The sequence below is a fragment of the Rothia sp. HMSC065D02 genome (assembly GCF_001815285.1).
Taxonomy (GTDB): domain Bacteria; phylum Actinomycetota; class Actinomycetes; order Actinomycetales; family Micrococcaceae; genus Rothia; species Rothia dentocariosa.
This window is the reverse complement of record NZ_KV820082.1, coordinates 16,949-41,928: the sequence shown is the minus strand read 5'-3', so window position 1 is coordinate 41,928 and position 24,980 is coordinate 16,949. Positions and strand designations below refer to the sequence as shown.

Annotated in this window: 19 protein-coding genes and 2 tRNA genes; 1 reads left to right on the top strand and 20 read right to left on the bottom strand. The window is 53.3% G+C overall.

The genetic code is table 11. From position 1 onward, the window contains the following. Window positions 1–88 precede the first annotated feature (88 nt). The 10 genes from HMPREF3016_RS03690 to rpsB all read right to left on the bottom strand — a co-directional run bounded on the left by HMPREF3016_RS03690 (window position 89) and on the right by rpsB (window position 10,757). The gene (locus HMPREF3016_RS03690) at window positions 89–1,075 is read right to left on the bottom strand and encodes a GNAT family N-acetyltransferase (protein WP_070740334.1); all 987 of its coding nucleotides are present in this window, start codon (window positions 1,073–1,075) and stop codon (window positions 89–91) included. Between the two features lie 143 nt (window positions 1,076–1,218). Continuing rightward, on the bottom strand, window positions 1,219–2,361 hold the full coding sequence (gene ispG, locus HMPREF3016_RS03685; RefSeq protein WP_080972543.1) for a flavodoxin-dependent (E)-4-hydroxy-3-methylbut-2-enyl-diphosphate synthase: 1,143 nt from the start codon (window positions 2,359–2,361) through the stop codon (window positions 1,219–1,221). Window positions 2,362–2,587: 226 nt separating this feature from the next. Beyond that, entirely contained in the window at window positions 2,588–4,021 is a 1,434-nt protein-coding gene (locus tag HMPREF3016_RS03680; RefSeq protein ID WP_070534896.1) for a M50 family metallopeptidase, read from the bottom strand. A 136-nt stretch (window positions 4,022–4,157) separates the two neighbouring features. Further along, window positions 4,158–5,486 (bottom strand): 1-deoxy-D-xylulose-5-phosphate reductoisomerase, encoded by a 1,329-nt coding sequence (dxr, locus tag HMPREF3016_RS03675; protein WP_070740331.1) that lies wholly within the window; start codon window positions 5,484–5,486, stop codon window positions 4,158–4,160. A gap of 62 nt (window positions 5,487–5,548) precedes the next feature. Further along, window positions 5,549–6,142, bottom strand: coding sequence for a DivIVA domain-containing protein (locus tag HMPREF3016_RS03670; protein WP_004006230.1), 594 nt, complete (start codon window positions 6,140–6,142; stop codon window positions 5,549–5,551). A 90-nt stretch (window positions 6,143–6,232) separates the two neighbouring features. Continuing rightward, entirely contained in the window at window positions 6,233–7,111 is an 879-nt protein-coding gene (locus HMPREF3016_RS03665; protein ID WP_048753052.1) for a phosphatidate cytidylyltransferase, read from the bottom strand. A gap of 9 nt (window positions 7,112–7,120) precedes the next feature. Further along, complete coding sequence (gene frr / locus HMPREF3016_RS03660) at window positions 7,121–7,678, bottom strand: ribosome recycling factor (RefSeq protein ID WP_070740328.1); 558 nt, start codon at window positions 7,676–7,678, stop codon at window positions 7,121–7,123. Window positions 7,679–7,879: 201 nt separating this feature from the next. Next, window positions 7,880–8,623, bottom strand: a complete 744-nt coding sequence (gene pyrH / locus HMPREF3016_RS03655; protein ID WP_004006227.1) for a UMP kinase — start codon at window positions 8,621–8,623, stop codon at window positions 7,880–7,882. 377 nt (window positions 8,624–9,000) lie between these two features. Beyond that, window positions 9,001–9,831, bottom strand: coding sequence for a translation elongation factor Ts (gene tsf / locus HMPREF3016_RS03650; protein ID WP_004006226.1), 831 nt, complete (start codon window positions 9,829–9,831; stop codon window positions 9,001–9,003). 131 nt (window positions 9,832–9,962) lie between these two features. Continuing rightward, the gene (gene rpsB / locus HMPREF3016_RS03645) at window positions 9,963–10,757 is read right to left on the bottom strand and encodes a 30S ribosomal protein S2 (protein ID WP_004006225.1); all 795 of its coding nucleotides are present in this window, start codon (window positions 10,755–10,757) and stop codon (window positions 9,963–9,965) included. 814 nt (window positions 10,758–11,571) lie between these two features. Here rpsB and HMPREF3016_RS03640 point away from each other — a divergent pair. Continuing rightward, a complete protein-coding gene (locus HMPREF3016_RS03640) occupies window positions 11,572–12,048 on the top strand; it encodes a murein hydrolase activator EnvC family protein (protein WP_239661874.1) in 477 nt (158 codons plus the stop codon). Between the two features lie 101 nt (window positions 12,049–12,149). On the opposite strand, the gene HMPREF3016_RS03635 is transcribed toward HMPREF3016_RS03640, so the two are convergent. The 10 genes from HMPREF3016_RS03635 to dusB form a co-directional block, all read right to left on the bottom strand. Continuing rightward, a complete protein-coding gene (locus tag HMPREF3016_RS03635) occupies window positions 12,150–14,222 on the bottom strand; it encodes a hypothetical protein (RefSeq protein ID WP_070740325.1) in 2,073 nt (690 codons plus the stop codon). A 12-nt stretch (window positions 14,223–14,234) separates the two neighbouring features. Continuing rightward, a complete protein-coding gene (locus HMPREF3016_RS03630; protein WP_246825543.1) occupies window positions 14,235–15,233 on the bottom strand; it encodes a Yip1 family protein in 999 nt (332 codons plus the stop codon). A 247-nt stretch (window positions 15,234–15,480) separates the two neighbouring features. After that, entirely contained in the window at window positions 15,481–16,836 is a 1,356-nt protein-coding gene (locus HMPREF3016_RS03625) for a hypothetical protein (protein ID WP_048755105.1), read from the bottom strand. Between the two features lie 218 nt (window positions 16,837–17,054). Then, window positions 17,055–17,128 (bottom strand) — tRNA-Ile (locus HMPREF3016_RS03620). 72 nt (window positions 17,129–17,200) lie between these two features. Then, window positions 17,201–18,412: a glycosyltransferase gene (locus tag HMPREF3016_RS03615; protein WP_048753046.1), complete on the bottom strand. Its 1,212-nt coding sequence runs from the start codon at window positions 18,410–18,412 to the stop codon at window positions 17,201–17,203. 192 nt (window positions 18,413–18,604) lie between these two features. Beyond that, the gene (locus HMPREF3016_RS03610; protein ID WP_070740321.1) at window positions 18,605–19,468 is read right to left on the bottom strand and encodes a phage holin family protein; all 864 of its coding nucleotides are present in this window, start codon (window positions 19,466–19,468) and stop codon (window positions 18,605–18,607) included. A gap of 545 nt (window positions 19,469–20,013) precedes the next feature. Further along, window positions 20,014–20,086: transfer RNA gene (locus HMPREF3016_RS03605), tRNA-Asn, on the bottom strand. Between the two features lie 89 nt (window positions 20,087–20,175). Further along, window positions 20,176–22,206: a DNA primase gene (dnaG, locus tag HMPREF3016_RS03600; protein ID WP_070740318.1), complete on the bottom strand. Its 2,031-nt coding sequence runs from the start codon at window positions 22,204–22,206 to the stop codon at window positions 20,176–20,178. Between the two features lie 105 nt (window positions 22,207–22,311). After that, entirely contained in the window at window positions 22,312–23,673 is a 1,362-nt protein-coding gene (locus HMPREF3016_RS03595; protein WP_070740316.1) for a deoxyguanosinetriphosphate triphosphohydrolase, read from the bottom strand. A gap of 110 nt (window positions 23,674–23,783) precedes the next feature. Continuing rightward, window positions 23,784–24,950: a tRNA dihydrouridine synthase DusB gene (gene dusB / locus HMPREF3016_RS03590; RefSeq protein ID WP_048755108.1), complete on the bottom strand. Its 1,167-nt coding sequence runs from the start codon at window positions 24,948–24,950 to the stop codon at window positions 23,784–23,786. Between the last annotated feature and the right edge of the window lie 30 nt (window positions 24,951–24,980).

Sequence of the window (24,980 nt, the reverse complement as noted above, 5' to 3'; positions counted from 1 at the left end):
CGATGAATAATATAACAAGTCTATAGGTTTCCGCGCTCACAGGCGAAGCATAGTTGGTATAAAAAACCAACGTGTATATTTTCAGACGCTAACGAGTAAGGATAATGGTCGAATATTGCCCAATATCTTCCCATCCGGTGCGCTGATAGAGAGAAAGTGCCCGATCGTTGTAGTTATTAACGTAGAGGCTCAGATGCGGGTGCCTCTCTCGGAAAAGCTCACAGGCCGCAGCAAGAAACGGAGCCGCAAGCCCCAGACCGCGATAGTCGGGGTGCACCCAAACGCCCTGTATCTGCGCAGCGTCCAGATGCGATATACCCAGATCAGCTTTGAAGACCACCACGCCGAGATCGTTAGTGACAATCACGTTTTTGCCTTCGGATACCATCGACCGTACACGGTTTCTGTAGTTGCTGCCGTACCGTGCGATGGGTTCAATACCGACTTCCTCATGGAACATAGCGGCTGCGGCAGGCAGAACATCATCGTAATCTGACAGAACAGTACAGCGCACATATCCTCCAGGGTTCTCTGGAACCGACTGTAACGAGGGTAGATAGCCGGGCAGTTCAGGCAGAGAGGCCGAATAGAGTGAGAATAGATTTTTTTCTGGGGGCAGGTACAGTAGCGGCTGTACCGTCCGAACAGAGAAAGGACTCGCGAGGCGTTTCCTCAAGTACTCCCAGATTGGAAGCACACATTCACTGGGTCCAAAAAGAGACTCAATGCTGCCCCGAGAATGGTAAATGAGGTGAGCAAGAACCTCGGCATGTGAGCGCATTCGATCGTCGTCGGGTAACCAGATGGGAACGGTATTGCTGCCCAGTAACAGCGCGCTCAGCAAGATGCCATCTTCGTAAATCCCCACGAATCCGCGATACTGTGCTGGTAGCTTATTCCCCATCAAGCGTGCTCCGGATGCCGATGCTGGCGGCAGCCCGTAAATATCGTAATGCTCAATAGCGTAGAGGTTCCCCAGCGTATCCGCATAGAGAAGCTCTTCGAGGGCATCTGCATCGCGCCGATCGAGAGCCACCGCCTGGGGGGCGGATGAGGAGAAAAACTTTTTGAGCACGCTTTCGATTCTATCTAACGAGAGAGCTATCGCGGTTTTGAATGTGTCACAGCAAAGCGCCCCGCGTCCGTTGAAGGCGAGGCGCTTAGAGATTTCAGACTCGTCGCGTTTATATTCAACGCTACGGACGAGGTACAGCCGTACTATTTGACGGTAACAGCGGGGGCGCCTTCGGGCACGTACTCCCCCGAGGCTTCCATCTCGGCGGCAATACGGGTTGCCTCTTCAAGAAGGGTTTCCACGATCTGATCTTCGGGAACGGTTTTAATAACTTCCCCTTTCACAAAGATCTGTCCCTTACCGTTACCGGATGCCACTCCTAAGTCTGCTTCACGTGCCTCGCCGGGACCGTTCACCACGCATCCCATCACGGCGACGCGAAGCGGAACCTTCATATGCTCCAAGCCCTTGGTCACGTTTTCGGCGAGCTCCCACACATTCACCTGGGCGCGACCGCATGAGGGGCACGAAACAATGTCGAGCTTGCGCGGGCGCAGGTTAAGGGATTCCAGAATCTTGGTTCCTACCTTGACTTCTTCCACCGGAGGGGCCGAAAGCGAAACACGGATCGTATCGCCAATCCCTTGAGAGAGGAGGGTGCCGAATGCTACCGAACTCTTGATGGTTCCCTGGAATGCGGGGCCTGCTTCAGTCACGCCTAAGTGCAAAGGCCAATCGCCGCGGGCGGCAAGCTGCCGGTATGCCTCAACCATAACCACCGGGTCGTTGTGTTTAACGGAAATCTTGAAATCGCGGAACCCATGCTCCTCAAAGAGAGAGGCTTCCCACACAGCGGACTCAACCAGCGCCTCTGGAGTAGCGTGGCCATATTTTTCGAGCAGACGTTTATCGAGCGAACCAGCATTCACACCGATGCGGATAGAGGTACCATGCTCGGAAGCCATCTCGGCGATCTCTTTTACCTGGTCATCGAATTTACGAATGTTACCGGGATTCACACGCACTGCGCCGCATCCGGCTTTAATAGCCGCATACACGTACTTGGGCTGAAAGTGAATATCCGCGATCACCGGAATATTAGACTGCTTTGCGATGATGGGTAGTGCCTCAGCATCTTTATCGGTCGGGCATGCCACACGCACAATATCGCACCCGGCGGCGGTTAGCTCAGCAATTTGCTGCAAAGTTGAACCGATATCGTGGGTCTTGGTGGTCGTCATAGACTGTACCGAAATGGGAGATTCGGAACCGATGCCCACTGTACCTACCTTGAATTGACGGGTCTTGCGGCGGGGTGCAAGAACCGCAGGTGCAGGCTTCGGCATACCAAGGCTAACCGACAAGGCAATCCTCCAAATGTCATAAAAATTGGGGCGCGGGATGCGCCGCTCAGCTTCCTATTGTGCCACCGTCGCGTGCAGAACCACTAATACGGATACCCTAACCGCGAGCAATATCACGATGAGATGAAAAAACGGTAGTCCCGCTCACAATTCGTTTGCGTACACGATCCTCACTAGACGCTATGCGGTGCATAGCTTGCTCCACCATTTAGAACAGCCGCAGGGGTTTAATAAAGTCGGCGGCAATAATCACAATGGACATCAGAATGAAAGCACCCGCTACAACATAGGTAAGCGGCAGAAGTTTGACCGGGTCAAACGGACCGGGATCGGCACGGCGGGTAAGCTTGGCGAAACCACGTCGAATTGCCTCCCACAGGGCACCAAAAACATGCCCTCCGTCTAGGGGAAGAAGCGGAAGTAGGTTAAAGGCGAAAAGCATCAGGTTCATTCCGGCTACCAGCGAGACTAAGGTCGCAGTTTTTGCTTTCAGATCGATACGGTCTGTCGAGGCCACTTCACCGGCAATCCGGCTTACCCCCACTACGGATACTGGGGAGTTCTCATCGCGTTCCTGATTCGAGAAGAGATTTACCCCCAGCTCCCATACGCGCTGTGGCAGCGACCACATGGAATGTGCAATACGTCCCAGCGTGTCGCCCACATTGGGCATTACATCGCCCAACGAGCCTGGAACCATCTCCGAAGTTGGTGAGATACCGATAAAGCCGCCGGTCATCATCTTGAACGACCCATCGTCGTTACGCACATATTCTCGGGTCTTTTCATCCACGACCGGACGCTCCAAAAGCGCCGGGGTCATGGTGAGCTGCTGCTCAGAACCATCGCGTTCAATGGTGACGGTTACGGTATTATTCCCTGCCTGACGAATGTTAGAAGAAACCTGTTCCCAGGTGCTCGTGCGGTTGCCGTTGATAGCAACTATACGGTCATCTTTACGCAGTCCTGCCGCTTTCGCGGGAGATGGTGCCGAAGAGTCAGTACATTCGGAATATGAGATACGGTCTTCGGTGATCGTTGCTTTTGGCACGCAATCGGAAACCGATGCCACTTTATTAGTTGCAGACAGGGTTCCAAAACCGCAGATGAGAATGGCGGTGCATACGATCCCGATGAGCAAGTTCATGCTAGGCCCGCCCAGCATGATAATCATGCGTTTATACACGGGAAGTTTATAAAACAGACGATTTTCATCTCCGGGTTTCAGGCGCTCTAAGTCAGCCTCACGGGCCGCATTCGCCAAAGACCCAAAAGGGCTGGTAGTTCCGGCGCGAAGAGTTTCGATCTCGGGTTCGTGTTCTTCCTCCACGCCAGTGGTACCCTCGGCGTTCCCCTCTGTGGGATGCTCCATTGCCCGTTTCGCACGCTCCTCGTGTTCGGGCGCAGGCGGATACATGCCAATCATAGAAATATATCCGCCTAAAGGAATAGCTTTAAACCCGTACTCAGTTTCACCGCGGCGGAACGAAAAAATAGTTTTGCCGAAACCAATCATATATTGCGGTACACGCACCTTAAAGAGTTTCGCAGGTACCAGGTGTCCCACCTCATGCAGAGCAATAGACAGCGCAATAGCTATCGCCATAATGATGACGCCTGCGGCGTAGAGCAGAATCTCCACGTTTCTCCTTCGCAACAAAAGGTACGGGTTCTCAAGCGGTTTCCCGCGAAGTTTCTAGGGTACTCCCCTAAGCTGTGAAATTATAGGGTACGTGGCGCTCAGGTTATGCGCCGCGTAGGGAAAACCTTCGTGATGGTTATGACGGCATCTTCGTGGCGCAGAGCTCACGAGCGTATGCGCGTGCCCAAGCTTCGGCGTTCAGAACAGCATCTAAGCTCATGTCGGCTTCTGCCGTAACCTCGCTACTGGCGGCGTGCGCCTCCAAAACACGCGCCACGGAATCCACAATATCGGTAAACCGAATTTTACCGGCGTGGAAAGCACTAACCGCTTCCTCATTAGCGGCGTTAAAAACGGTGGGAAAAGTTCCGCCCCGCTTGCCCGCCTCTTTAATCATCTGCACAGCAGGGAAAGCCGTCGCATCAAGCGGTTCAAAAGTCCATGTTTGCGCCTGAGTCCAATCACAGGGAGCCGCTACCTGCGGAATGCGATGCGGCCACGTCAGTCCCAAAGCAATGGGCAGAAGCATGGTCGGCGGGGACGCCTGGGCGATAGTCGCGCCGTCTACGAACTGAACCATCGAATGCACAATCGACTGCGGGTGTACCGCAACATCAATGCGGTCAAGATCAACCCCAAAAAGATGGTGTGCCTCTAATACCTCAAGGGCCTTATTCACCATCGTTGCCGAATTGGTTGTGACCACCAGCCCCATATCCCAGGTAGGATGCGCCAGCGCCTGCCGTGGGGTAACGTCGTGAAGCATGTCACGGGTATATCCTCGAAAAGGTCCACCTGAGGCCGTGAGAATCAGCCGCTCTATCTCGGCGTCGGTGCCACTGGCTAATGCTTGGGCAAGAGCCGAATGTTCCGAATCCACGGGAACCATCGGGGTTTCTAACGGTGAGGCATCAACGGCGGCACGCACAAGCGGTCCACCCGCGATCAGAGATTCTTTATTTGCAAGGGCAACCCGGTGCCCCGCTTTGAGGGCGGTCAGTGTGGGTTCTAAACCGATAGATCCGGTAATGCCATTGAGCACCACATCCGCCGGATGCGCCGCCGCCTCAACGCTGGCACGTTCTCCCCAGACGATGCGCGGGCTGTACCCGCTAATGCCCACACTGCGGGCGGCCGCATCAAGGTATTCTTGCAACCGTTGTGCATCCTGCGCCGTGCCGCTGGTGGCAACAAGCTCGGCACGTACCCGAACCGCCTGCTGTGCTAATAATTCGAGGGAGCGTGAACCGGCGCTAAGAGCTGCAACCTTCAGCGGTGCATCCTCAGCATCGACGGTGGTGCCCGCAAGACGCGCAAGATGCTCTATAACCTGTACTGCTTGGGTGCCAATAGACCCGGTGGAACCGAGTAAAGTAACCCTTCGAGCATCACAAAGTCCGTGTTTAAGAGCTTCGGTGAGGGTTTCGCGGAAGCCCCCAACCCGGGTAGAGGAACCAAACTTCATGTTTACTAGTATCGCATGCTGTCGGTACGGTCTCAGAAAGCTCTGCGGCTGCCAGCAACGTCTTAGGTCAGATCTTGGATAAGCTCGATACAGCGATCCATAAAGGCATCAACCTGGGTTTCTTCATAGCTCACCGAGCCGGTCGCAGACCTAAAGACAGCGTTACGAATAACGGATGTATCAAGCGGTTCTTCGCTATTGAGTTGAGCATAGATATGATGGCATACCTTATCAACATCACCCACAAAATACCCGGCGTGCTTGCGTTTAGAAGGGCGGCGGAAGCGTTCACCATCCGGCCGCTCTAGTCGCTGTGCCAGAAGCTCACCCGCGTCTACGAGGGACAGCTCCCAATTGCTTAAACCGTACTGTTCGATATAACGGCTGCGTTCCAGCTTGGCAAAACGTTCTTCTATACGCTCTAGAGCGCGATCGACATCCCCTACCGCATAGCCGCCGGGCTCGGTACGAAAAACAACCTGGCGAATAAGCCGCGACGTGTAAATATTAGCGTGCTGCTGTACAGCGCCGCTTAGCTGTTCGTAATCCTCGGCTAGTCGAGCAAAGAGACGATCGACCTCGGTTCGTTTATAACCAGGTTCGAGTTCTGCCGCACGGCCGAAGCCGTTATCTGTACGACTAGTATTCGTTGCCAAGGATTCTCCTTATCATCAGGCAGGGCACACGACGTGAGCAGCTCGTGTGCGTACCCTACGCATAAAGTTTTCGCTATCTTGTGTTCCACTCTAGAGAGGAAGCACAAAGGTAAAAATCAAACACCCAACTGCGGCCGCAAAAAGTACCGAGTCCAGACGATCCATCATGCCGCCGTGCCCAGGCAGGATATTTGACATATCCTTGATGCCTATTCGACGTTTAAAAACAGATTCTACAAGATCACCCGCCGTAGAGGCGATGACCATGACTGCAGCGAGTGGTATTCCCCAGTACCATTTCTGCCCCAAAATACTTAGAGCAATACAGGCTACCACGGCAGACCCAAGATAGGAACCGGCAAAGCCCTCCCAGCTCTTCTTTGGCGAAATGGTAGGTGCTATAGGATGTTTACCCCATATAACACCGGCAATATACCCGAAAGTATCGTTGCTGACGGCCATAAGAAGGATCATCAGGATGCCTGCCCAACCGCGCTCGGTGCTAAAGTACACCATCGAAATTCCGAGGGTCAAGGGTACCCATCCCAAAATTAGAATGAGACCCCTCAAAACTTTATACCGTGAGGCTGTGCGTTTCCTGGGTACCACCAAGGTGACACAAGCAAGTACTAGGGCGACAGCAACGCAGGAGATCCCCAAACCAGTGAATCCCCAAATATACGCTGAGACTGTGGGGATCGGAGCCAGCACCGTCACCAGGGTCAGGGGTAAATTGTAGTCGCGTTTTTTGTTGAGTGCGGAGGCAAGCTCCCAGCTTCCCAGCCCGGTAGAGATCGCGCAGAGAAGCACAAGAAACGGAGGAAAGAAAAGCCCTGTAGTCAGCACCGCGCCGAATGCTACGCCTACGCCGATTGCGGCAGGTAAGTTGCGCCCCGCTCGGGATGCTGTTTTCCCTGGGGCGGGGGCTGTTTCGCTCTTCTTATCCCCCGTATCTTCTCGTGTGTTCATCTCTGAGCCTTAAACCTCAAGCAGCTCAGATTCCTTGTGCTTGTAGAGCTCATCGATAGTATCTACATGTTTCTTAGTGAGGGCATCAAGCTCTTTTTCGGCACGGGCACCGTCGTCCTCACCGGTCTCGCCGTCTTTCACAAGCTTATCAATGACGGTTTTAGCATGGCGGCGCACATTACGTACCGAAACGCGAGCTTCCTCGGCTTTGTGGTTGACCAATTTTATGTATTCTTTACGACGCTCAGAGGTCATCTCGGGCATAACCACGCGGATAGCGGCACCGTCGTTGCTGGGGTTTACACCCAAGTCAGAGTCACGCACTGCTTTTTCGATAGCAGCTAAAGCGCTCACATCAAATGGAACAATCTTAACCGTACGGGCATCTTCAACGTTGAACGACACCAGCTGCTGCAATGGAGTCGACGCGCCGTAGTAGTCTGCGGTAATAGAGCTAAAAATCGCGGGATTCACACGTCCGGTGCGGACCTTGGCAAATTCTGTTTTGATAGCTTCAATGGTCTTATCCATCTTCTCGCCGGCTTCGGCAAGGGTTTCTTCGATCACGACGGAATCTCCTTTATAGGGGAAGTCGGCTCATGCCGATTTTGGTAGCTACGGCTACGGGAAACACCAAACGGTGCAAACCGCGACCTAGTTATAGTTTAGTCGCCCGAGACTATCTCGGGCGACTTCTCACCGTTTTTTCCTTATGGCTAAGCCGTTGAACGGCTTCTAATGCAAGGAGTATAACGGCATAACGTTTCTTTAGCGGGTTACAAGAGTACCCATCTTCTCCCCCAGAATAGCGCGGGTTACGTTACCTTCGCCCTGCATGCCGAAGACGCGCATCGTCACGTTATTATCGCGACATAGGGAGAATGCGGTCTGATCCAACACACGAATGTTGCGTTGCATAGCTTCATCATAGGTGAGGTTATACAGGCGCTCAGCCTGAGGGTCTTTATTCGGATCGGCAGTGTAGATGCCGTCCACACCATTTTTTGCTACCAGAACTTCGTCAGCGTGAATTTCCAAGGCTCGCTGGGCAGCTACGGTATCGGTCGAAAAATAGGGCAGACCGGCACCGGCGCCGAAAATAACCACACGGTCTTTCTGCATATGGCGAATAGCGCGGCGAGGAATGTAGGTTTCTGCAACCTGCGGCATAGTAATAGCAGACTGTACGCGGGTATCAATACCTTCTTGCTCCAAGAAATCCTGAAGAGCCAGAGAGTTCATCACGGTACCGAGCATGCCCATATAGTCTGCGCGGGAACGATCCATACCTGCCTGTGAAAGCTCGGCGCCACGGAAGAAGTTACCGCCGCCAATCACGATGGAGGTCTCTACCTTACCCACAGTTGCTGCAATCTGCTGTGCAATATTACGCACAACCCCGGTCGAAATACCAACTTCTCCCCCGCCGAAAACTTCGCCTGAGAGCTTGAGTAGAACACGGCGACGACCGGTGTCGTCTCGATGGATTGGGTGCGTGTGCGAGTCGGTCATAAATACCCTCCAACGGATAAAACTTATGCTGATAACGGGGTGAACACTCAATAGTCCTTATCAAGGATACGCTACGGAAACACTGTCTTGTGGTACACCCTTCGATATTTTTCTCTCTCATTCGACATACCAGAAGGCGTAGAGATTGAGACACTAAATGCTCCGGGCATATAAAACCCTATAAAACCTCAGGTCAACACTGTATCTGCAAGATAATCTATACAGAAAATAGGTTCTGGAACTTTCTTTGCGCTAGGTGCGCAACCTGCACAATATTTATACAAAAAAGTCGGATGCTCACCCTTCACAGGGCAAGCATCCGACTTTAGCATATAGCCTCAGATAAAGGCTGTCTGCTTGAGGAAAGCTCCTAGAAACTAGGCACCAACGCGGAAACGTGCGAAACCGGTAGCAGTTGCGCCAGCCTCAGAGAGAGCCTGTGCCACAGACTTCTTGGTGTCTTTTGCGAAGTCCTGGTCAAGCAGGGTGTTCTCTTTGAAGAAGCCCTTGAGACGACCCTCAACGATCTTATCCAGAATCTTCTCGGGCTTGCCCTCAGCGATTGCGGTCTCACGTGCAACACGCTTCTCAGCTTCAACCTGGTCAGCCGGGATAGACTCAGAGTCCAGGTACTTGGGGCTCATCGCTGCGATGTGGACTGCTACGTCGTGCGCAATTTCATCAACGTTATTGCCGGAAACAGCAAGCAGAACACCAACCTGTGCGGGCAGGTCCTTAGAGGTCTTGTGCAGGTAAACTGCCACATTCTCGCCTTCAACGCGTGCTACGCGGCGCACCACGACCTTCTCACCCAGCAGGGCGGCAGCATCGGTGGTGAGCTCTTCAACGGTCTTACCCTCGAAGGATGCAGCCTGTAGCTCTTCCAGAGTGGATGCGTTAGCCGCGATAGCAGCCTCCAACACGTTACGCCCGAAGGTAATGAAGGGTTCGGACTTAGCCACGAAGTCGGTTTCAGAGTTGACCTCAACCATGTAGCCAACGCCGTTTTCTACGCGAGCGGCAACCAGACCTTCAGCGGTTGCACGACCTTCACGCTTGGTGACGCCCTTCAGACCCTTCACACGGATAATCTCCATTGCTTTCTGCTGGTCGCCGTTAGCCTCATCGAGAGCCTTCTTGACGTCGAGCATACCTGCGCCGGTCTTCTCACGCAGTGCCTTGATGTCTGCTGCAGTGTAGTTCGCCATGTGAACTCCTCTTTTTCCTTAATTTAAGATGTAGGCGTGATAACGCCCATGAGCTATGAGCGGACGGCACCTTACCCGCCACAGGGTAGGTACCGTCCGTACTGCTTTTCCCATCGTGGGAAAGCTAAAGCCTACTTAGCTTCAGCCGCCTGAGCTGCCTCGTGCTGCTCTAGCAGTTCGCGCTCCCACGCAGCCATAGGCTCTTCAGCAGCCTCTGCCTTACCGGTCTTCTTAGCATTACGCTCAATGAGACCTGCAGCGACAGCGTCTGCCACCACACGGGTGAGCAGGTTGACGGAACGGATCGCATCGTCGTTACCAGGGATGGGGAATGCGACTTCGTCAGGGTCACAGTTGGTGTCAAGAATAGCTACCACGGGGATGCCCAGCTTCTGAGCCTCGTTAACCGCCAGGTGCTCCTTCTTGGTATCAACAACCCAGACGAGGGAGGGAACCTTGCTCAGGTTACGGATACCGCCCAGGGTCTTTTCGAGCTTCTCAAACTCGCGGCGCATCAAGAGCAGTTCCTTCTTGGTGTAACGAGAACCTGCGACATCGTCAAAGTCGATCTGCTCAAGTTCCTTCATACGCTCAATGCTCTTAGCGATGGTGGAGAAGTTGGTAAGCATACCACCGAGCCAGCGGTGGTTAACGTAAGGCATATTCACGCGGGTAGCCTGCTCAGCAATAACTTCCTGTGCCTGCTTCTTGGTACCCACAAACAGAATGTTGCCGCCGTGTGCAACGGTGGATTTAACAGCCTCAAAAGCCTTATCGATGAATTCGAGGGACTGCTGCAGGTCGATGATGTAAATGCCGTTGCGTTCGGTGAGGATGAAACGCTTCATCTTGGGGTTCCAACGGCGGGTCTGGTGACCGAAGTGAACGCCGGAATCCAGCATCTCACGCATAGTTACGACGGGCATGTCGTCTCCTTTATATCAGGGTGCCGCGCTGACCTCCCATCTCGGGCTAGCCACACGCGCGCATAGTAGTTATCGGTTTATCCTAGTGGCGATTAGACATTCGGGTTGCCCCGTGTCTCAAGCCCTGACCGCTTGTTCTAAGCGGACCGAAGGTCTTTTATCACCTGGTACTTAGGTTCCAGGTGCTCACACCACGCGTCGTCAGCGAGCCTTTCCGTTACCAGGCTAGGCACACTGCAATAGAAAATTGTACCTGATATTTGGGTCTTAAGTCTTTAGTACCATGAGCTTTTCGTCCGTATAAACGTGGTTTTTGTAAAAATTGTTGCTACCACCTCACTTGACCCCGTAGAATCACGAGTCTTCATATTTTGGAGGTTTATGAAAAACGCTGAACCGTCTCACCTGTTTTTCACGAAAACGCTAAATACCGTCTGTGGATATCGAATAAAAATGTCCCGAAAGGGTAAGTTTTCCACAGTACAGCCTTGTACATATCTTTATGCGTCTTCGACTGTGGTGTGCTCGAAGAATGATATGTGATTGGTTGGGGGCGTGGATGCACCGCGCGGGTCTGGCGGCACAGGCACGTATTTTTACGATGTCCAGACGACACTTTGTATCTGCACTGTGGCGTACTCCCCTGTTTCTTCTAGCATGCTGGCGCTCAGGGCATCCTATAAAAGTCTGGGTGCCTTCTCCAATATTCTTGCGGGTTTTAACGATCCAGATCATAGTCCTTACCGTGGCATTATCTTTAGGCTTCGGGCCACACGTCAGCGGTATAAAGTACCGACACGGTCCCCTCCAGATCATGCACACTTCTGCGCGTTCATGGATTTCACCTATATCTGGAAAACCTCATGTCATTCATGCCTTTATCAAGCCCAGTCAGCGGTGGTCGGCAGGGCATCGCGGAGTCGATCTTGAGGCAACAGAACAGGACCAAGTACGCGCTCCGGCGCCTGGAACCATAGTTTTCTCGGGAACTGTCGTCGATCGACAGGTAGTAGTCATTGAGCATCCGAACGGGTATAGGTCGAGTTTCGAGCCTGTCACCGATCCTCTGCCAGTCGGTACTCACGTTCAGGCGGGGCAGGTTATCGCTCGGGTGGATGCGCATCCCGCAAAACCTCGGTGCTCTACCACATGCCTTTACTGGAGCGTTCGGCGCGGCGGCGACCACAAGAACGGAAGCGGCAAAAACGCAGAATATATTAACCCTATGCTTCTGTTGGGACCAGCAGAACCGACTATACTACTTCCCGTTGACGAGAGTTTCAAAGCCTGAAATATTACCTATATGTCGTGAGCCCCGCATCGTGTACGATGCGGGGCTCACTGTGTGCCTGACCAACCGGTCTCTGCTTTGCTATACGTTATGGCACGGCACTACTGCAAAAAGTCCTGATCACTATCACCCGAAACGGGTTTCTGCTGTGACTTTGCAGCGTGCTTCGGGATAGGAGCCTGTTGGGCGGGCAGCGGAATAGTACCGTCCGTTTCAGCCGCATAGGAGCTTCCGGACGAGAACGCAACGGTCGGCGAATCGTCGCCGTAATTGAGAACATCCGAGTCTGAAGCTGTGTAGGCTGCTGTCGGCTGCACCGCTTGCTGTGCAGCTCGGCGTTCGCGTGCCTTCTGGCTTGCGCGACGAATGCGCTTGCGGAAGATGAAGAGCACCAACAGAATCAGCAGAAGCAGACCGAGCAAAATAGCATCCACCACAAAGTCCGTCATGGTAAACCCATGCGCTGGAATGGTGAGGGATGAGGTATTGACATAACCCTCCGAGCTATTAACCGTAACGTTACGCCCGTCGCCAGAGAGATGTGAATCTTGGCGACCAAACATAGAGTTGCTTCCCTGCAGAGCATCGGTTTTAACCGAGCTCATGATGGGGAGTTCAAACTTGAAATCGTAGTTTTTGGGCTGTAGCTGGCCAAAACGCTCCTGCAGGTTAAACTTGGGCGAAACCGTATAGTCTGCTCCGAAGAGATTAACCCCGCCAGGATGATGAATCGTCATTTCAGAACCGGGTAGGTAAGCACCAATACGGGTATTGAATTCCGCAGAATCTTTGCCTCGTATCTTTGCTGAATATATCGTATTATCGCCGTCAGTACGTTCCTCAAATGTCGCTTGAGCCTCATCAGACCCTTGAACGAAAGACTTAAGGGCATCCCCAGCCTGCGCGACATCAGAACTCTTAAAGGCAAGTTCAAACTTCGCTTCAACAGAACCGTCCATACCCAGCGCAGAAGTCACGTTTAGGCTTTCAGGCTGAATCGTGCGCGAATTCTTTAGGTTGACTTTTATTACCCTATCCGACGCGGATGCGCTTGAGCTTGAGCTATTCGACGAACCGTAGTCCTGGTCAAAATTTTTACCGTCGTCAGAGAAGCTAAACTTCACCCCGTAGTTGGTTCCCGGTGAACACACACGGCTGCAATCAACTGAACCTGTTACATGCTCAATGATCTTCGCCCCAGAAGAATCAGTTTTAACTTCTTGGGAACTTTCTAACGCGGTCTCTTGAGTACCCAGAATTTTCTGAAGTTTAGCATTGAGATCCTCGAAAGAATCGGCAGTAAATTTTAGGTTGCGACCGCTTTCATCTTTACCAGATTGCGTGGACGGTAGGCTCCGGTAAGACTTTTTGGCGATTTCTTCGTCAATACCTTTAGTAAGCTCAGCTCCCTCAGGTTTCACCGAGTTAAGATAAGCGTCTACAGCACTTACCCGGTCAGGTACCATGATCTCTTTTGCGAGAAAGACAATCTTGGCGTTATATTTACCGTCCTTCTTATCGACCGCAATCACAACTTCATCAAACCCATTATCTTTGAGGTCTTTAGCTTGAACCTCGTTGGAGGACTCTGTTGTTTTAATTTCGCGACCTTCAAAGGTAACGCTGTTTTTCCCGCTGGACTGCAGGACGTTGTCTTTGCGTTTTGCTTCGACCAAGCCGTCTGTTACAAGTGCTTCGGGGAGCCACTTGATAAGGTCCTGCGAGGTGAAGTTTTCGGAAACTTCAACGCCCTGAACCAAGCCGTCTTTGCTGTTGCTAATCAGAATCTGAGGTTCTTTGTCAAAACTCGAAGCTCTCAAAATAGCGGAGACTTTAGTGCGGTACTCATCTACGCTATTAAAATTCACTTTGAAGGTGGCCTGAGCGTTATCACCTTCGGTTCGAATGCCCTCGTAATCAAGTTCTTGAGGTTTGTGTTTCTTAATCGAAGCATCAAGAGCGTTAACGTCACCCTTGAGGTAATCTTTATTATCTTTCAAGCTGAAAGACACTGTAATGGTGCGGGAGCCCTTCTCTGAATTTTCAAGCCCAAGATTTGTCTCAACTTTTGCACCACAGGCAGACATAATGAGCGCTAGAACCGCCAGAAAGACGGCAAGGAACCCAAGTCTTCCTTGCCGTCTTGACGAGCGCTGCTGTAGTAGCTGGCTCATCTTACAATGCTCCTAGAGGCTTGATGCCAGGGGGTTAGGCATCATCTGGAACGCAATGTTGTATACAATGAGGGCCACAAGAACCCATGCAGTTGTAAGAAGAGCGTGCATTAACACAGGAGATTTCTCAAAACGACCCAGGCGATTCAGCCCCAGGTAGATAAGAGACTCACCGATCACAATCGAGAACGCAAAGATTGCTACCAGAAGATATATCGTCAGGGTGGGGTTCTCTGCAAAGTTCTTCCCATTTGTACCCATCGTGAGAAGAACAAAGAGGTAGAGCAGAAGATAGGAGCCAACCAAGGGAAGAGCCGCAACACCTGCCGCGCTCATGCAGTCGTTGAAACTCGACTGAACTTTTCCGATACGAGCGGTCAGCATGAGCTGCAAGCCGCGCAGAACGTGAATCGCAAAAATTGCGACAAAGAAAATCAGAAAAATCATGACGGTCTGCCCAAAGTTTCCTCCCTGAGAGGAGCTCCCCCGGCTGCCGTAGAATGATCCGCGGAACATGTAGAAAAGCCCAAGAAGACCGCTGACCAGCTGCGTAATGACCAAAGAGCCTGCGAAGGACTGTGCTGCTACAGCGATAATCCATCCCCAAGGTTGGCTGTCCTGCAGTCTTTTATGTGCGTCGCCCGGCTGGCTCTTAAAGACATCAAGGAAGCTGCCCCAAACATTCTTGAGAGCTTCAGCGAAAGGGTTTGGCACTGCCGGTGCTGCTGGCTGGGCGAAACCAGCATGTGGGTCTCCCTGAGGCTGTGCAGGGTTTTGCGGGTTAAACCCGTTCGGCTGGGGAATCTGCTGGTTCGGAGCACCCGGAACCGGGTTTCCAAACTGATTAGGATCCTGCTGGTATTGTCCGCCCTGCTCCTGGGGAGGTACAGACTGGTGCATATTAGGGTTCCCATACGGTTGAGCGGGGTTGGGATTCTGGTACCCGTCATTGCCATAGCCTTGAGGATGTTGTGGCTGACCTTGACCGGACTGCGGAATATTCTCACTCATCATCTGATCCTTATCTCGGATTTTCCTATGCAACAAGCCGATATACACTCGGGACGTTGCTTCAAGAAACCAGATAAGTCTGAAGATCTCGTGGCTAAGCCTTATTCCAGGAAGAAGGCGCTGGAGCAACAGTACTCCGTGTGTTTATCGGCGATGTCTCGCGTGTGCATGCGAGGTTACTTTTTACCCTACCTTAAATCTCGCCTTTACTCACGATAATTCGTCATATCTTCAGAAAATAAGGTATTTATTCTTCTTCTAATTTCTTCACGCGACGAGTCACCACGATGGGGATAGAGATCAGCACTACGATGAGCAGGGATGCTACGACAATCCCAGCAATCATAATTGGCCTATAGTTGCGGGGGGCCTTCTGCATATGAATTTCCATTGTGGCGGTGTTAATACCCTTGGCGCGCACATGAATTGCCCCATCGGACTGATCTACAACAGTATTAGCAGGAGGATTTACAACTGCCATACCGTCCGGCGCCACCACAATATATTCACTGTCGCCACTGAATCTATCGGTGACTTTAGCATCCGCAACGAGCTTGGCACGCAACGTCAGCTGATCGTTCTCACCCTTCTCAAGACTTACCTCGCTGCCGGGCATATAGTTGTTGAGCAAACGTTGGAAATCTTGAACTTTGATATTGCTGATCCGGGTAGTAAAGGTACGCCCTATACCCTGCTCATTACGCTCCATATTATGTTCACCGGTCTTTGTATTGGAGGCACCAAAGATCTCATTAATACTCCGGCTAAAAAGCATTGCGTCGAGCGGGCTAAAGGTATATTGGAAGCTCGCACTCAAAGAAGACTCGGAGCTGATGTAGAAAGTGCTTGAAAATTTCTCAGGAACCACTCGGCGGCTCATCGTATAGCTAACAACCGAAGATGTACCAGAATCGTATTTTGCTGCCTCGTTGACGCTGTACAGAGCTTCGTCGCCGCTCTTACCCCAGGATGCGGGCGCCGCCACAAGCCCCAATGGCGGGGATGACATGCTCGCATCACAAATACCGGCACAATCAATATGCACATTTGCGGTTGATAAAAGCTCTTGATTTTCTCCTGTGGACTCGCTGAAAGAGATGGAATTATTCTTGGTTCCGAGAAGCTGTTCGAGGTCTCTATTAACCTGGTCGATGCTATTCGCAGTAAATGTTACGTGCCGACCCTGCGCTTCTTTCGGGATAAGAGCATCTTTACCCACAAAATACGGCTGATACGAATGAATATCGGACTCTACCTTTTGGTTATCAACTTTGACGGCCTCCAGATAGGTATCTAGGTCTTGAAGCTCGCTTTGCCCAATCTCACCTTTAAAATCTCCGAGAAGCAAGTGCCCCTCAAAGGTACCGTCTTCCTTGAGCTGAAGCACAAAAATAAGATTGCGAACATGAGGCGAAGGAACATCCTGCTGATCTGCGCTAGCCGCTGTCAGGAAGGCCGAGCCGTGATCGTATGTAGGCCCCGGCGCAAGAACGGGTGCCGCCACGCCAAGAACAGAGGCGAGGGTAAACGCGGTGGCAAAACGCAGAAAGCGGCGCTCATATAAACCGTGTAGCGCTCTCATGCAGGATTTATCGGTGGTCATTATTCCTCTTTTGAGTGAGCCGGAGTCTCTAGCAGGGGTTCCGAGAGAAAATGGTGCTTTTAAAAAGTAGCTGGCAAACACTTTATCTCTCAAATGTTCGTATCTAATGTAGCGTGTTTATGCTCTCTGTTCTAACTCGCGTAACTCGAACCCCGATATAAAGCGAAAAGACCCCGCTCGGCGACATGTAATAAATGAGTCATACCGAGCGGGGTCTGTAGGGAGTGTGGGACTTGAACCCACGACCAAAGGATTATGAGTCCTCTGCTCTAACCGGCTGAGCTAACTCCCCTAGAGGCTTAGCGCGTAAGCCACGTCTCTAGAGTACCTGAGGGGTACAGTTTTGGCGAATCTTAGACACACCTTATTTTTCAGAACGTTGGGCAAGAAAACGCTCATAGGGGGCATCCGATACATATAATTCCTCAAAAATGCGCCAGGTATTCTCCGCACTATGGAATTCCACAATACGGCGGCTCTCACGCCCCATCTGCTCGCGTTCAGCGGCAGGTAGACGAAGAATTGCTGTAAGTTTATCCGCCAAATCCTGCGGATTATTAGGCTCAAAGAGGTATCCGTTAACGCCTTCTTCCACGAGATGTGGAAGCGCTAGGGCGTTTGCCAAGACTACGGGGGTGGATGCGCTCATAGCCTCCAAGGAGACAAGCGACTGCAGCTCTGCGGTCCCAGGCTGACAGAAAATATCCGCCCTCTGGTAAACACCCGGCAGTTCTTCGTCCGGAACAAACCCACGGAACGTTACTCGGTTTTCAACACCGCATTCGCGTACCTTCTGTTCGAGGGTTTCACGAAGCTCGCCGCCTCCAGCGATATCAAGGCGAACGTGGTCAAGGTCTTCGGGGAGAAGAGAGAGCGCCTCAATAAGCACATCTACGTGCTTCTCTTCAGCAAGACGACCCACGAAGGTTACACGCAGTTCGCCGGGTGCTTTGCCCAAATCTGCGCCCTCAGCAAGTTCGTAGTCGCTGATTTCAATGCCGTTAGAAACGGGCATAACGGGGCGAGTAAATCTTCCAAGATCTCGCATCGCATCGGCGCCGATCTGAGTCGGAGTTGTCACCACCGCCGCATATTTGAAAAGACGGCGCATATCCGCCCAAGTAATGTGCGCATACACCTTTTTGATTGGTTCCGGGAACGGCAGGAATGGGTCCAAGTTTGCGGGCATAAAGTGGTTGGTGGCGATAACTCGAATTCCACGCTTATGTGCCTGCTTCAGTAATGCGCGCCCGATAATGTAGTGGCACTGCACATGAATAACATCAGGTTTAACTTCGTCAAGGATACGACCCACCTCGGCGTGGATTTCCCAGGGAATACAGATGCGGTTGGTTTCATGAGTGGGAGGCAAATGCGAACGCAGACGGTGTTCGACGATGCCGCCCTCTACGACAGTTCGGTAGCTAGGTCCACGGCTGGGATTTGCGGCAACCACGTGTACTTCGTGCCCGCGCTTGAGCATAGAGGTCGCTAGGCGGTGCCCAAATTGTGCCGCGCCGTTCACATCGGGGGGATAGGTCTCAGCACCGATCAGGATCTTCTTTGCCTGCTGCATCGCCTGTTCTCCTTGGTCTGACTTCTCAGGTGTATGGGGTGTTCTTCATTATTTTATCGGGTGTTATCGCGTTCCTCAGCATAGAGAGGCCTTGGAGTTCTCTGAGAGTCTCTCCAAAAACCCTCAAAAAATGGCCCGCCACCGCGAAGGTGACGGGCCAATAATACGGAGTTTGTGGTGCAGATACTTGCGTTAGCGTCGCACAATCTTTCGGAGGAAGAGTACGACTGCAGAGAGTGATGCGCCCAGAGCTGCGAAGGACTTCCACCGAGCCTTAACAACCTCAGGCTTGGATGCGTTACTGACCATGTTGCGCCCAACGGTAGCCGCGCTGCTGGGCGCGTTCTGCACACTGGTCTTTGCAGAGTCTACGGTTGATTGGGTGAAGGATTGAGCATTCTGTGCGTACTTCTGCATATCATCGCGCAAAGCTGCAAGGTGTGCGCGACGTTCTTTAGTGCGCTGCTGAATCTGCTCAATGGTGAGCGGCTTGGGTTCTTCTTCGCCGCGTGCCTTACGCTCCTCAGCTTCTTGGCGTGCCTTCTCTGCAGCGGCCTCACGCTCTGCCTGCTTGCGCGCTGCACGTTCAGCCTGCTCTTGTTTCAAACGGGAGGCTGTCATTGCGCTGCCCTCACGAAGCACACCGAGATCGAAGAGAACGCCGAAGATTGCCGATTCGGGAGCAAAGGGCAGCTGGGCTTTAACCTTTTTATATCCGATAAGCCCTAAAATGGCGAGAATAATGAGGAAGACGCCTGCCCAAATCAGCGCCGAGGCCCATAAAGGTACAAGCTGTCCAAGGAGGAAGATAAGCAGACCGATAATAGCGATGACCATGAAGCACGCAAAAACAGCTGCGACGGCGAGGAAGGCTGCACCTTTGCCAAGAGCGACGCCTTTGGTTTTAAGCTCGTGCTTTGCAATCTGGACTTCGTCTTTGACCTGGTTAATACCTAGGGTTTTAAGTACCTTAGCGGCATCAAAGAGACCCGCGATACTTGACTTAATCCCTGCAATGCCTGCTCGTATGCCTTGGGGATTAGTGTTTGTGGTCATGCCCACCTCTCCGTGATTGTTCTGTGTGGAGCTTCTGTTTAGCACCCCACGGTTATTATTCTAGCTCTATTCTTACCGCAGGTGTGTTGTTACACAGCCGCCCCAGCGATCACACCAACCAAACCGTATGGTTTTTCTGCTCCCATCAAATCTTCAGAAGGCGGCAGTACACGGTTTTATGGTGCGTAGGGTATCTTTCGCATTCTACCGTGTGCTGTGTAATTTCTCGAAAACTTTTATGCGTATGCATTCATATAGTGTTCGAGACAGAGATGTTTGATGCGCGAGAGGGTTCTTGTGCGAAGGTATTTAGAGCCCTCCAGCGTTGAGAAAATATGGAGCGGGTTACTGGCAAAATCCAGTCACCCTATGAGAAAAGCCTCGGAGCTTTACTCTGAGGCTTTTAAATGCTCCCCCGACTGGACTCGAAATAGACGAAGCCCGATAGGAAGCGCCCCAGCGCTTTCGCAGGGCGAAGTGGGTTACTGGTTCCAGTCAACATATAGAGAAAGGACCTCTGGTGTAACCTGAGGCCCTTTAATAAGCTCCCCCGACTGGACTCGAACCAGTAACCCTTCGATTAACAGTCGAATGCTCTGCCAATTGAGCTACGGGGGATTATCCCGTTACGGCGTTTATCCGCAACGAGTAATAACTATACCGGCTGTTTGTTGCCTCCGCAACTTAGGGTATAGTGATGTACCTTACTAGTTTTTTGTGAGTGTTCTGCGGCGCATTTCAAGCTCTAAAAGCTCTCGTTGCACGTGCGCATACTCTTCACCGTCAGAGGCCGAACTGAGCTGCTCCAGACGCATCATGAGGTCGGATTTCTGTCGGGTGATCTGGTGGATAAAGAGGCTGTTGAGAGTACCCTCAATAAACCTGGGGAGATGTTCTTCGTGGGCTATGGGCAGCGCCGCTACACTCAGTTCGGCGATCGCGGGGTGTACCTCGGCGATAGTACCAGAACGCACTACGTTGAGCCATTCAACCCCGGCGGCAGGCGCTACCGTGGAGGCCGCGTGTATGATGCCTCGAGAAATTTCACGGTGCATACGGTAGCGGAATTCTACGCGGGCGAATTCCTGCCACTGGGATACGCTCATCAAATGAGGATGCTGCAGGGCGATTTCAAGTGCGGCCTTTTCCAAACGCGCCACGGGATCGGCAGGGTCGGGGGCGAGTATTGGCTCTCCCCCGCCGGTATTTGCCACGCTAGTATCGCTGTGAGTGTCTGGCATAGTATTTCCGGGGTTCGAGGGCCTTTCTGTCTGAGGCGCAGGGTTTCCGGCAGATGCGTTCCACGGTTGAGCTGAGTAGTTCTGCAGATCCTGCTGACCATATCCAGGTACCTGCTCGTACCGGGGCGTTTGGGACTGCTGAGCCACCGGTTCGTACCGCTTTTTCTGCTGCGGATGGCGCTGGGCGTAGGCAACCGCACGCTGTATTTCCTCAAGTTCCATACCGAGCTGTCCGGAGACTTTACGCATATAGGCCGGGCGCAGGTCGCGGTCCCTGATTCCGGCGATAATGGGCGCGATGGCGCGCATCGCCAGCACACGCCCCTCTAGGGTTGTCAGGTCGAAGCGTTTGAGGGTTGTGTCGATGACGAATTCGAAGAGCGGACGGCGAGAGGCGATAAGGGATCGTACCGCCGCATCGCCCCTGTGCAGGCGAAGGTCGCACGGATCCATACCTTCTTGGGCGACCGCCACGTATGTTTGTGCCACGAAACGCTGATCCTCTTCAAACGCTGCGAGCGCGGCTTTCTGCCCCGCGGCGTCGCCATCGAAGGTAAAGATAATTTCTCCGCCGGAGCCGTCATCGGTGATCATGCGGCGTACCACTTTGATGTGCCCCGCGCCGAAGGCGGTGCCGCAGGTTGCTACGGCGGTTTTGATGCCTGCTAGGTGTGCCGCCATAACATCGGTATAGCCTTCGACGATGACGACCTGTTTGGTTTTGGTCATCTCACGTTTGGCAAGGTCGATGCCGTAGAGCACTTGCGATTTTTTGTATAGCGGCGTTTCGGGGGTGTTGAGGTATTTGGGTCCTTGGTCGTCGTCAAAGAGACGGCGTGCCCCGAATCCGATGGTTTCGCCCGCTACGGTGCGGATGGGCCAGATGATGCGCCCACGAAAACGGTCGTAGAGGCCGCGGTTTCCCTCAGAGAACATACCGGTAGCGCGCAGTTCCTCGTCGGTAAATCCGTGGGAACGCAGATGTTTGAGTAGATTGTCCCAGCCGCGGGGGGCGTATCCGACCCCGAAGGTTTTGGTGGCGGCTGGGTCGAACCCGCGAGCGCCAAGAAAGCGTTGTGCTTCCCCTGCGTTCGCTGAGTAGAGGCTGCGTTCAAAGAATTCTGCGGCGATTTTGTGGGCGTCGAGAAGTCGGCGGCGCAGGCTTGCTTCGTACCTGTCTCGCGGGTTCCCACCTTCATAGTGCAGGGTGTAGCCGATACGCGCCGCTAAGCGTTCAACGGTTTCGGTAAACCCGGTGTGTTCCATCGCCATGACGAAGGAGTAGACGTCACCGGATTCGCCGCATCCGAAGCAGTGGTAGGTGCCCATTTGCGGGCGCACATTGAAGGAGGGCGTGCGTTCGTCGTGGAACGGGCACAGCCCTTTGTACGCGCCGATACCTGCACCTTTGAGGGTTACGTATCCCTCAACGATTTCGCGGATATCGGTACGGGCGCGTACTTCATCAATGTCTTCTTTGCGGATTAGTCCAGCCATCGTCTCATTTCTGCTGCACCGTGCTGTAATAGCAGTTTTAGAAGGTATTTCATGCCCGTCTATACACGGGGTCTCTGTCTTGTCTTTGCCGTGTGGAAGGCTGCGCTACCACAAGGGCTTCTCCCCCAGCATCCAGGGGGTTCCGTTGATGCGGGTGTAAAGCGCAACCGCCGACCTGTCGGTTAGGGATGCCACTTGATCAATGACGAGGCGCAGGCGTGCGTCGTCGTCATGAGTCCCCAGCTGCGCGTAGTCCGTTCTGAAGATGCTGTCGATGTACTGCGGGTTTGCGCGCTGGGAATCTTCGTATAGTGCTTCGACTAGGATACCCAGTATTTCGTGCTGGTGTTCGTAGTGGGGTTGGGCGTCGCGCACCGTCATAACGAATGCGGTTGCGATCCCCTTCATGACGGCGATTTCGTCTCGGGTATCTTCCGGTACGATCAGTTCGGCGCTATAGCGGGTTAGCGGGGCGTTTCGCCCGTAACGTTCGCGGGTTGCTTCCACGGCGCTCCAGGCGAAACGACCGATAAGTTTACTGGTAAGTCCCTTGAACTGTGCTAAGGAGGCGCGCGAACCGGTCATGCACGGAACCCACCGGTTCAGGGTCTCTAGGCGGCAAAGCGCTGAGTCCAGCTGTTCGTCGGTGGCATCTGGAAGATACCATTGGCGGGTCATGTTAAAGACGGCCTGCCGGTGCTTCGCCTCACGCAGCTGTTCTAACTGCACGTGCCCGCCGAAGACTGCATCTTCAACGTCGTGCACCGAGTATGAAATATCGTCGGCAAGGTCCATAACCTGCGCTTCCAGGCATTTGCGCTGGGACTCTACCCCGGCGTCGTGTGCGCCCTCACGGAACCATTCGAAGACCGGCAGGTCATCCTCGTAAACACCGAATTTGTGGGTTTGGGTGCCGTCTGCGCGGCGTGGTGCGTCTGTGCGCGTCCACGGGTATTTGCAGGTGGCGTCCAGGGATGCTCGTGTCAGGTTCAGACCCGCAGATACGTCATGTTCGGCGATCACTTTCGGTTCAAGGCGGCTGAGCAGCCTAAGGGTTTGGGCGTTGCCCTCGAACCCGCCCATATGGGCGGCGAGCTTGTTCAGAGCACGTTCACCGTTATGTCCAAAGGGCGGATGCCCCAGGTCATGAGAGAGGCAAGCAGTATCAACTACGTCTGGATCGCATCCGAGCATCCGGCCCACTTCGCGCCCGACCTGGGCGACTTCAAGGGAATGAGTGAGACGGGTACGCACGAAATCGTCCGTATCCGGGTTCATGACCTGGGTTTTAGCGCCTAGACGCCGCAGCGCAGAGGAGTGAAGCACACGGGCACGATCGCGTTCAAAGGGGGTGCGATCCCGGAACGGATGTATTTCGGGCACCCAGCGTTCCGAATCGTCGGGGGTGTACCCTGCGGGCAGGTTCCATTCCCAACGTTCCTGCCCTTCTTCGGCAATGCGAGTCATCGCTCCTCCGTTCCTGCTCCCGGTGCGTCTGGCACCTTGTCTACTACTTATATAAGCACTATTTCGCCTAGACGCAATGTTTTTATCAGACTACGATAAACTCCGACCGATTATCCGCCCGAGATATCGAGTTCCGCCTCCACGAGTCCAAGCCTTTCAGCATCCCCTAAAATACGGGAGTTAAGCCACCCATCCGGCAGATGCGGCTTCTTCGGGCTCCCGGCCCGGCCGCGCGAACCTTCAACCGCGGCCCCCGGATACCCGATACTGTGATCAAGCTGCCCCAGCAGTTCGCGGAAAGTCGCTAAATCAGGTACGGTCGCCATCTTGGCACGCAGCTCGCCGCCCACCGGGTAGCCCTTGAAATACCAGGCAACATGTTTACGGATCTCACGCAGACCCTTGTACTCATCCGCAAAAGTCTCAACAAGCAGCTCGGCATGTCGGTAAATCATTGCGGCAACCTCACTCAGAGTAGGTCGGATACGCTCGGTACTACCCTCAAAAGCGTTCTGCAGATCGCCAAAAAGCCACGGGCGCCCTTGGCAGCCGCGCCCAATCACCACGCCGTCCACACCGGTCTGTTCGACCATGCGCACGGCATCTTCGGCAGCAAAAATATCGCCGTTGCCTAAGATGGGGACGTCTGGAATCGCCTCGCGAAGCTGCGCGATGGAGTCCCAGTCCGCTGTTCCCGAATAGTGTTGGGCAGCGGTGCGCCCATGCAGGGCTATGGCGGCGACACCCGCATCCCGGGCGATCTTAGCGGATTCAAGGAACGTGATGTGGTCATCATCGATGCCTTTACGCATCTTGATGGTCAGGGGAATATCGTTGCGCGATGCTTCTTTGACCGCCGTATGCACAATCGCAGTAAAGAGATCGGTTTTCCATGGAAGCGCCGCGCCGCCGCCGCGTTTTGTGACTTTCGGCGCCGGGCACCCAAAGTTCAAGTCGATATGATCCGCACGATCTTCTTCTACGACCAGCCGAATAGCCTTACCCACGTTAACCGCGTCTACCCCGTAGATCTGGATGGAGCGAATCTGCTCATCTGCGTCGTGTTCGATAATGCGCATCGACTCGGGTTTGCGTTCCACGAGGGCACGCGCCGTCACCATCTCGGTCACATATAATCCACCGCCGTACTCGCGGCACAGACGACGGAACGCCTTATTCGTCACACCCGCCATCGGGGCGAGCACCACAGGCGTTTCAACGGTCAGTTTACCGAGTTTCAGCGGCGGTAATTTCAGGTGGGAGGCTTCAGAATTCACCTCTATATTGTGGCATACACACGCAAATCG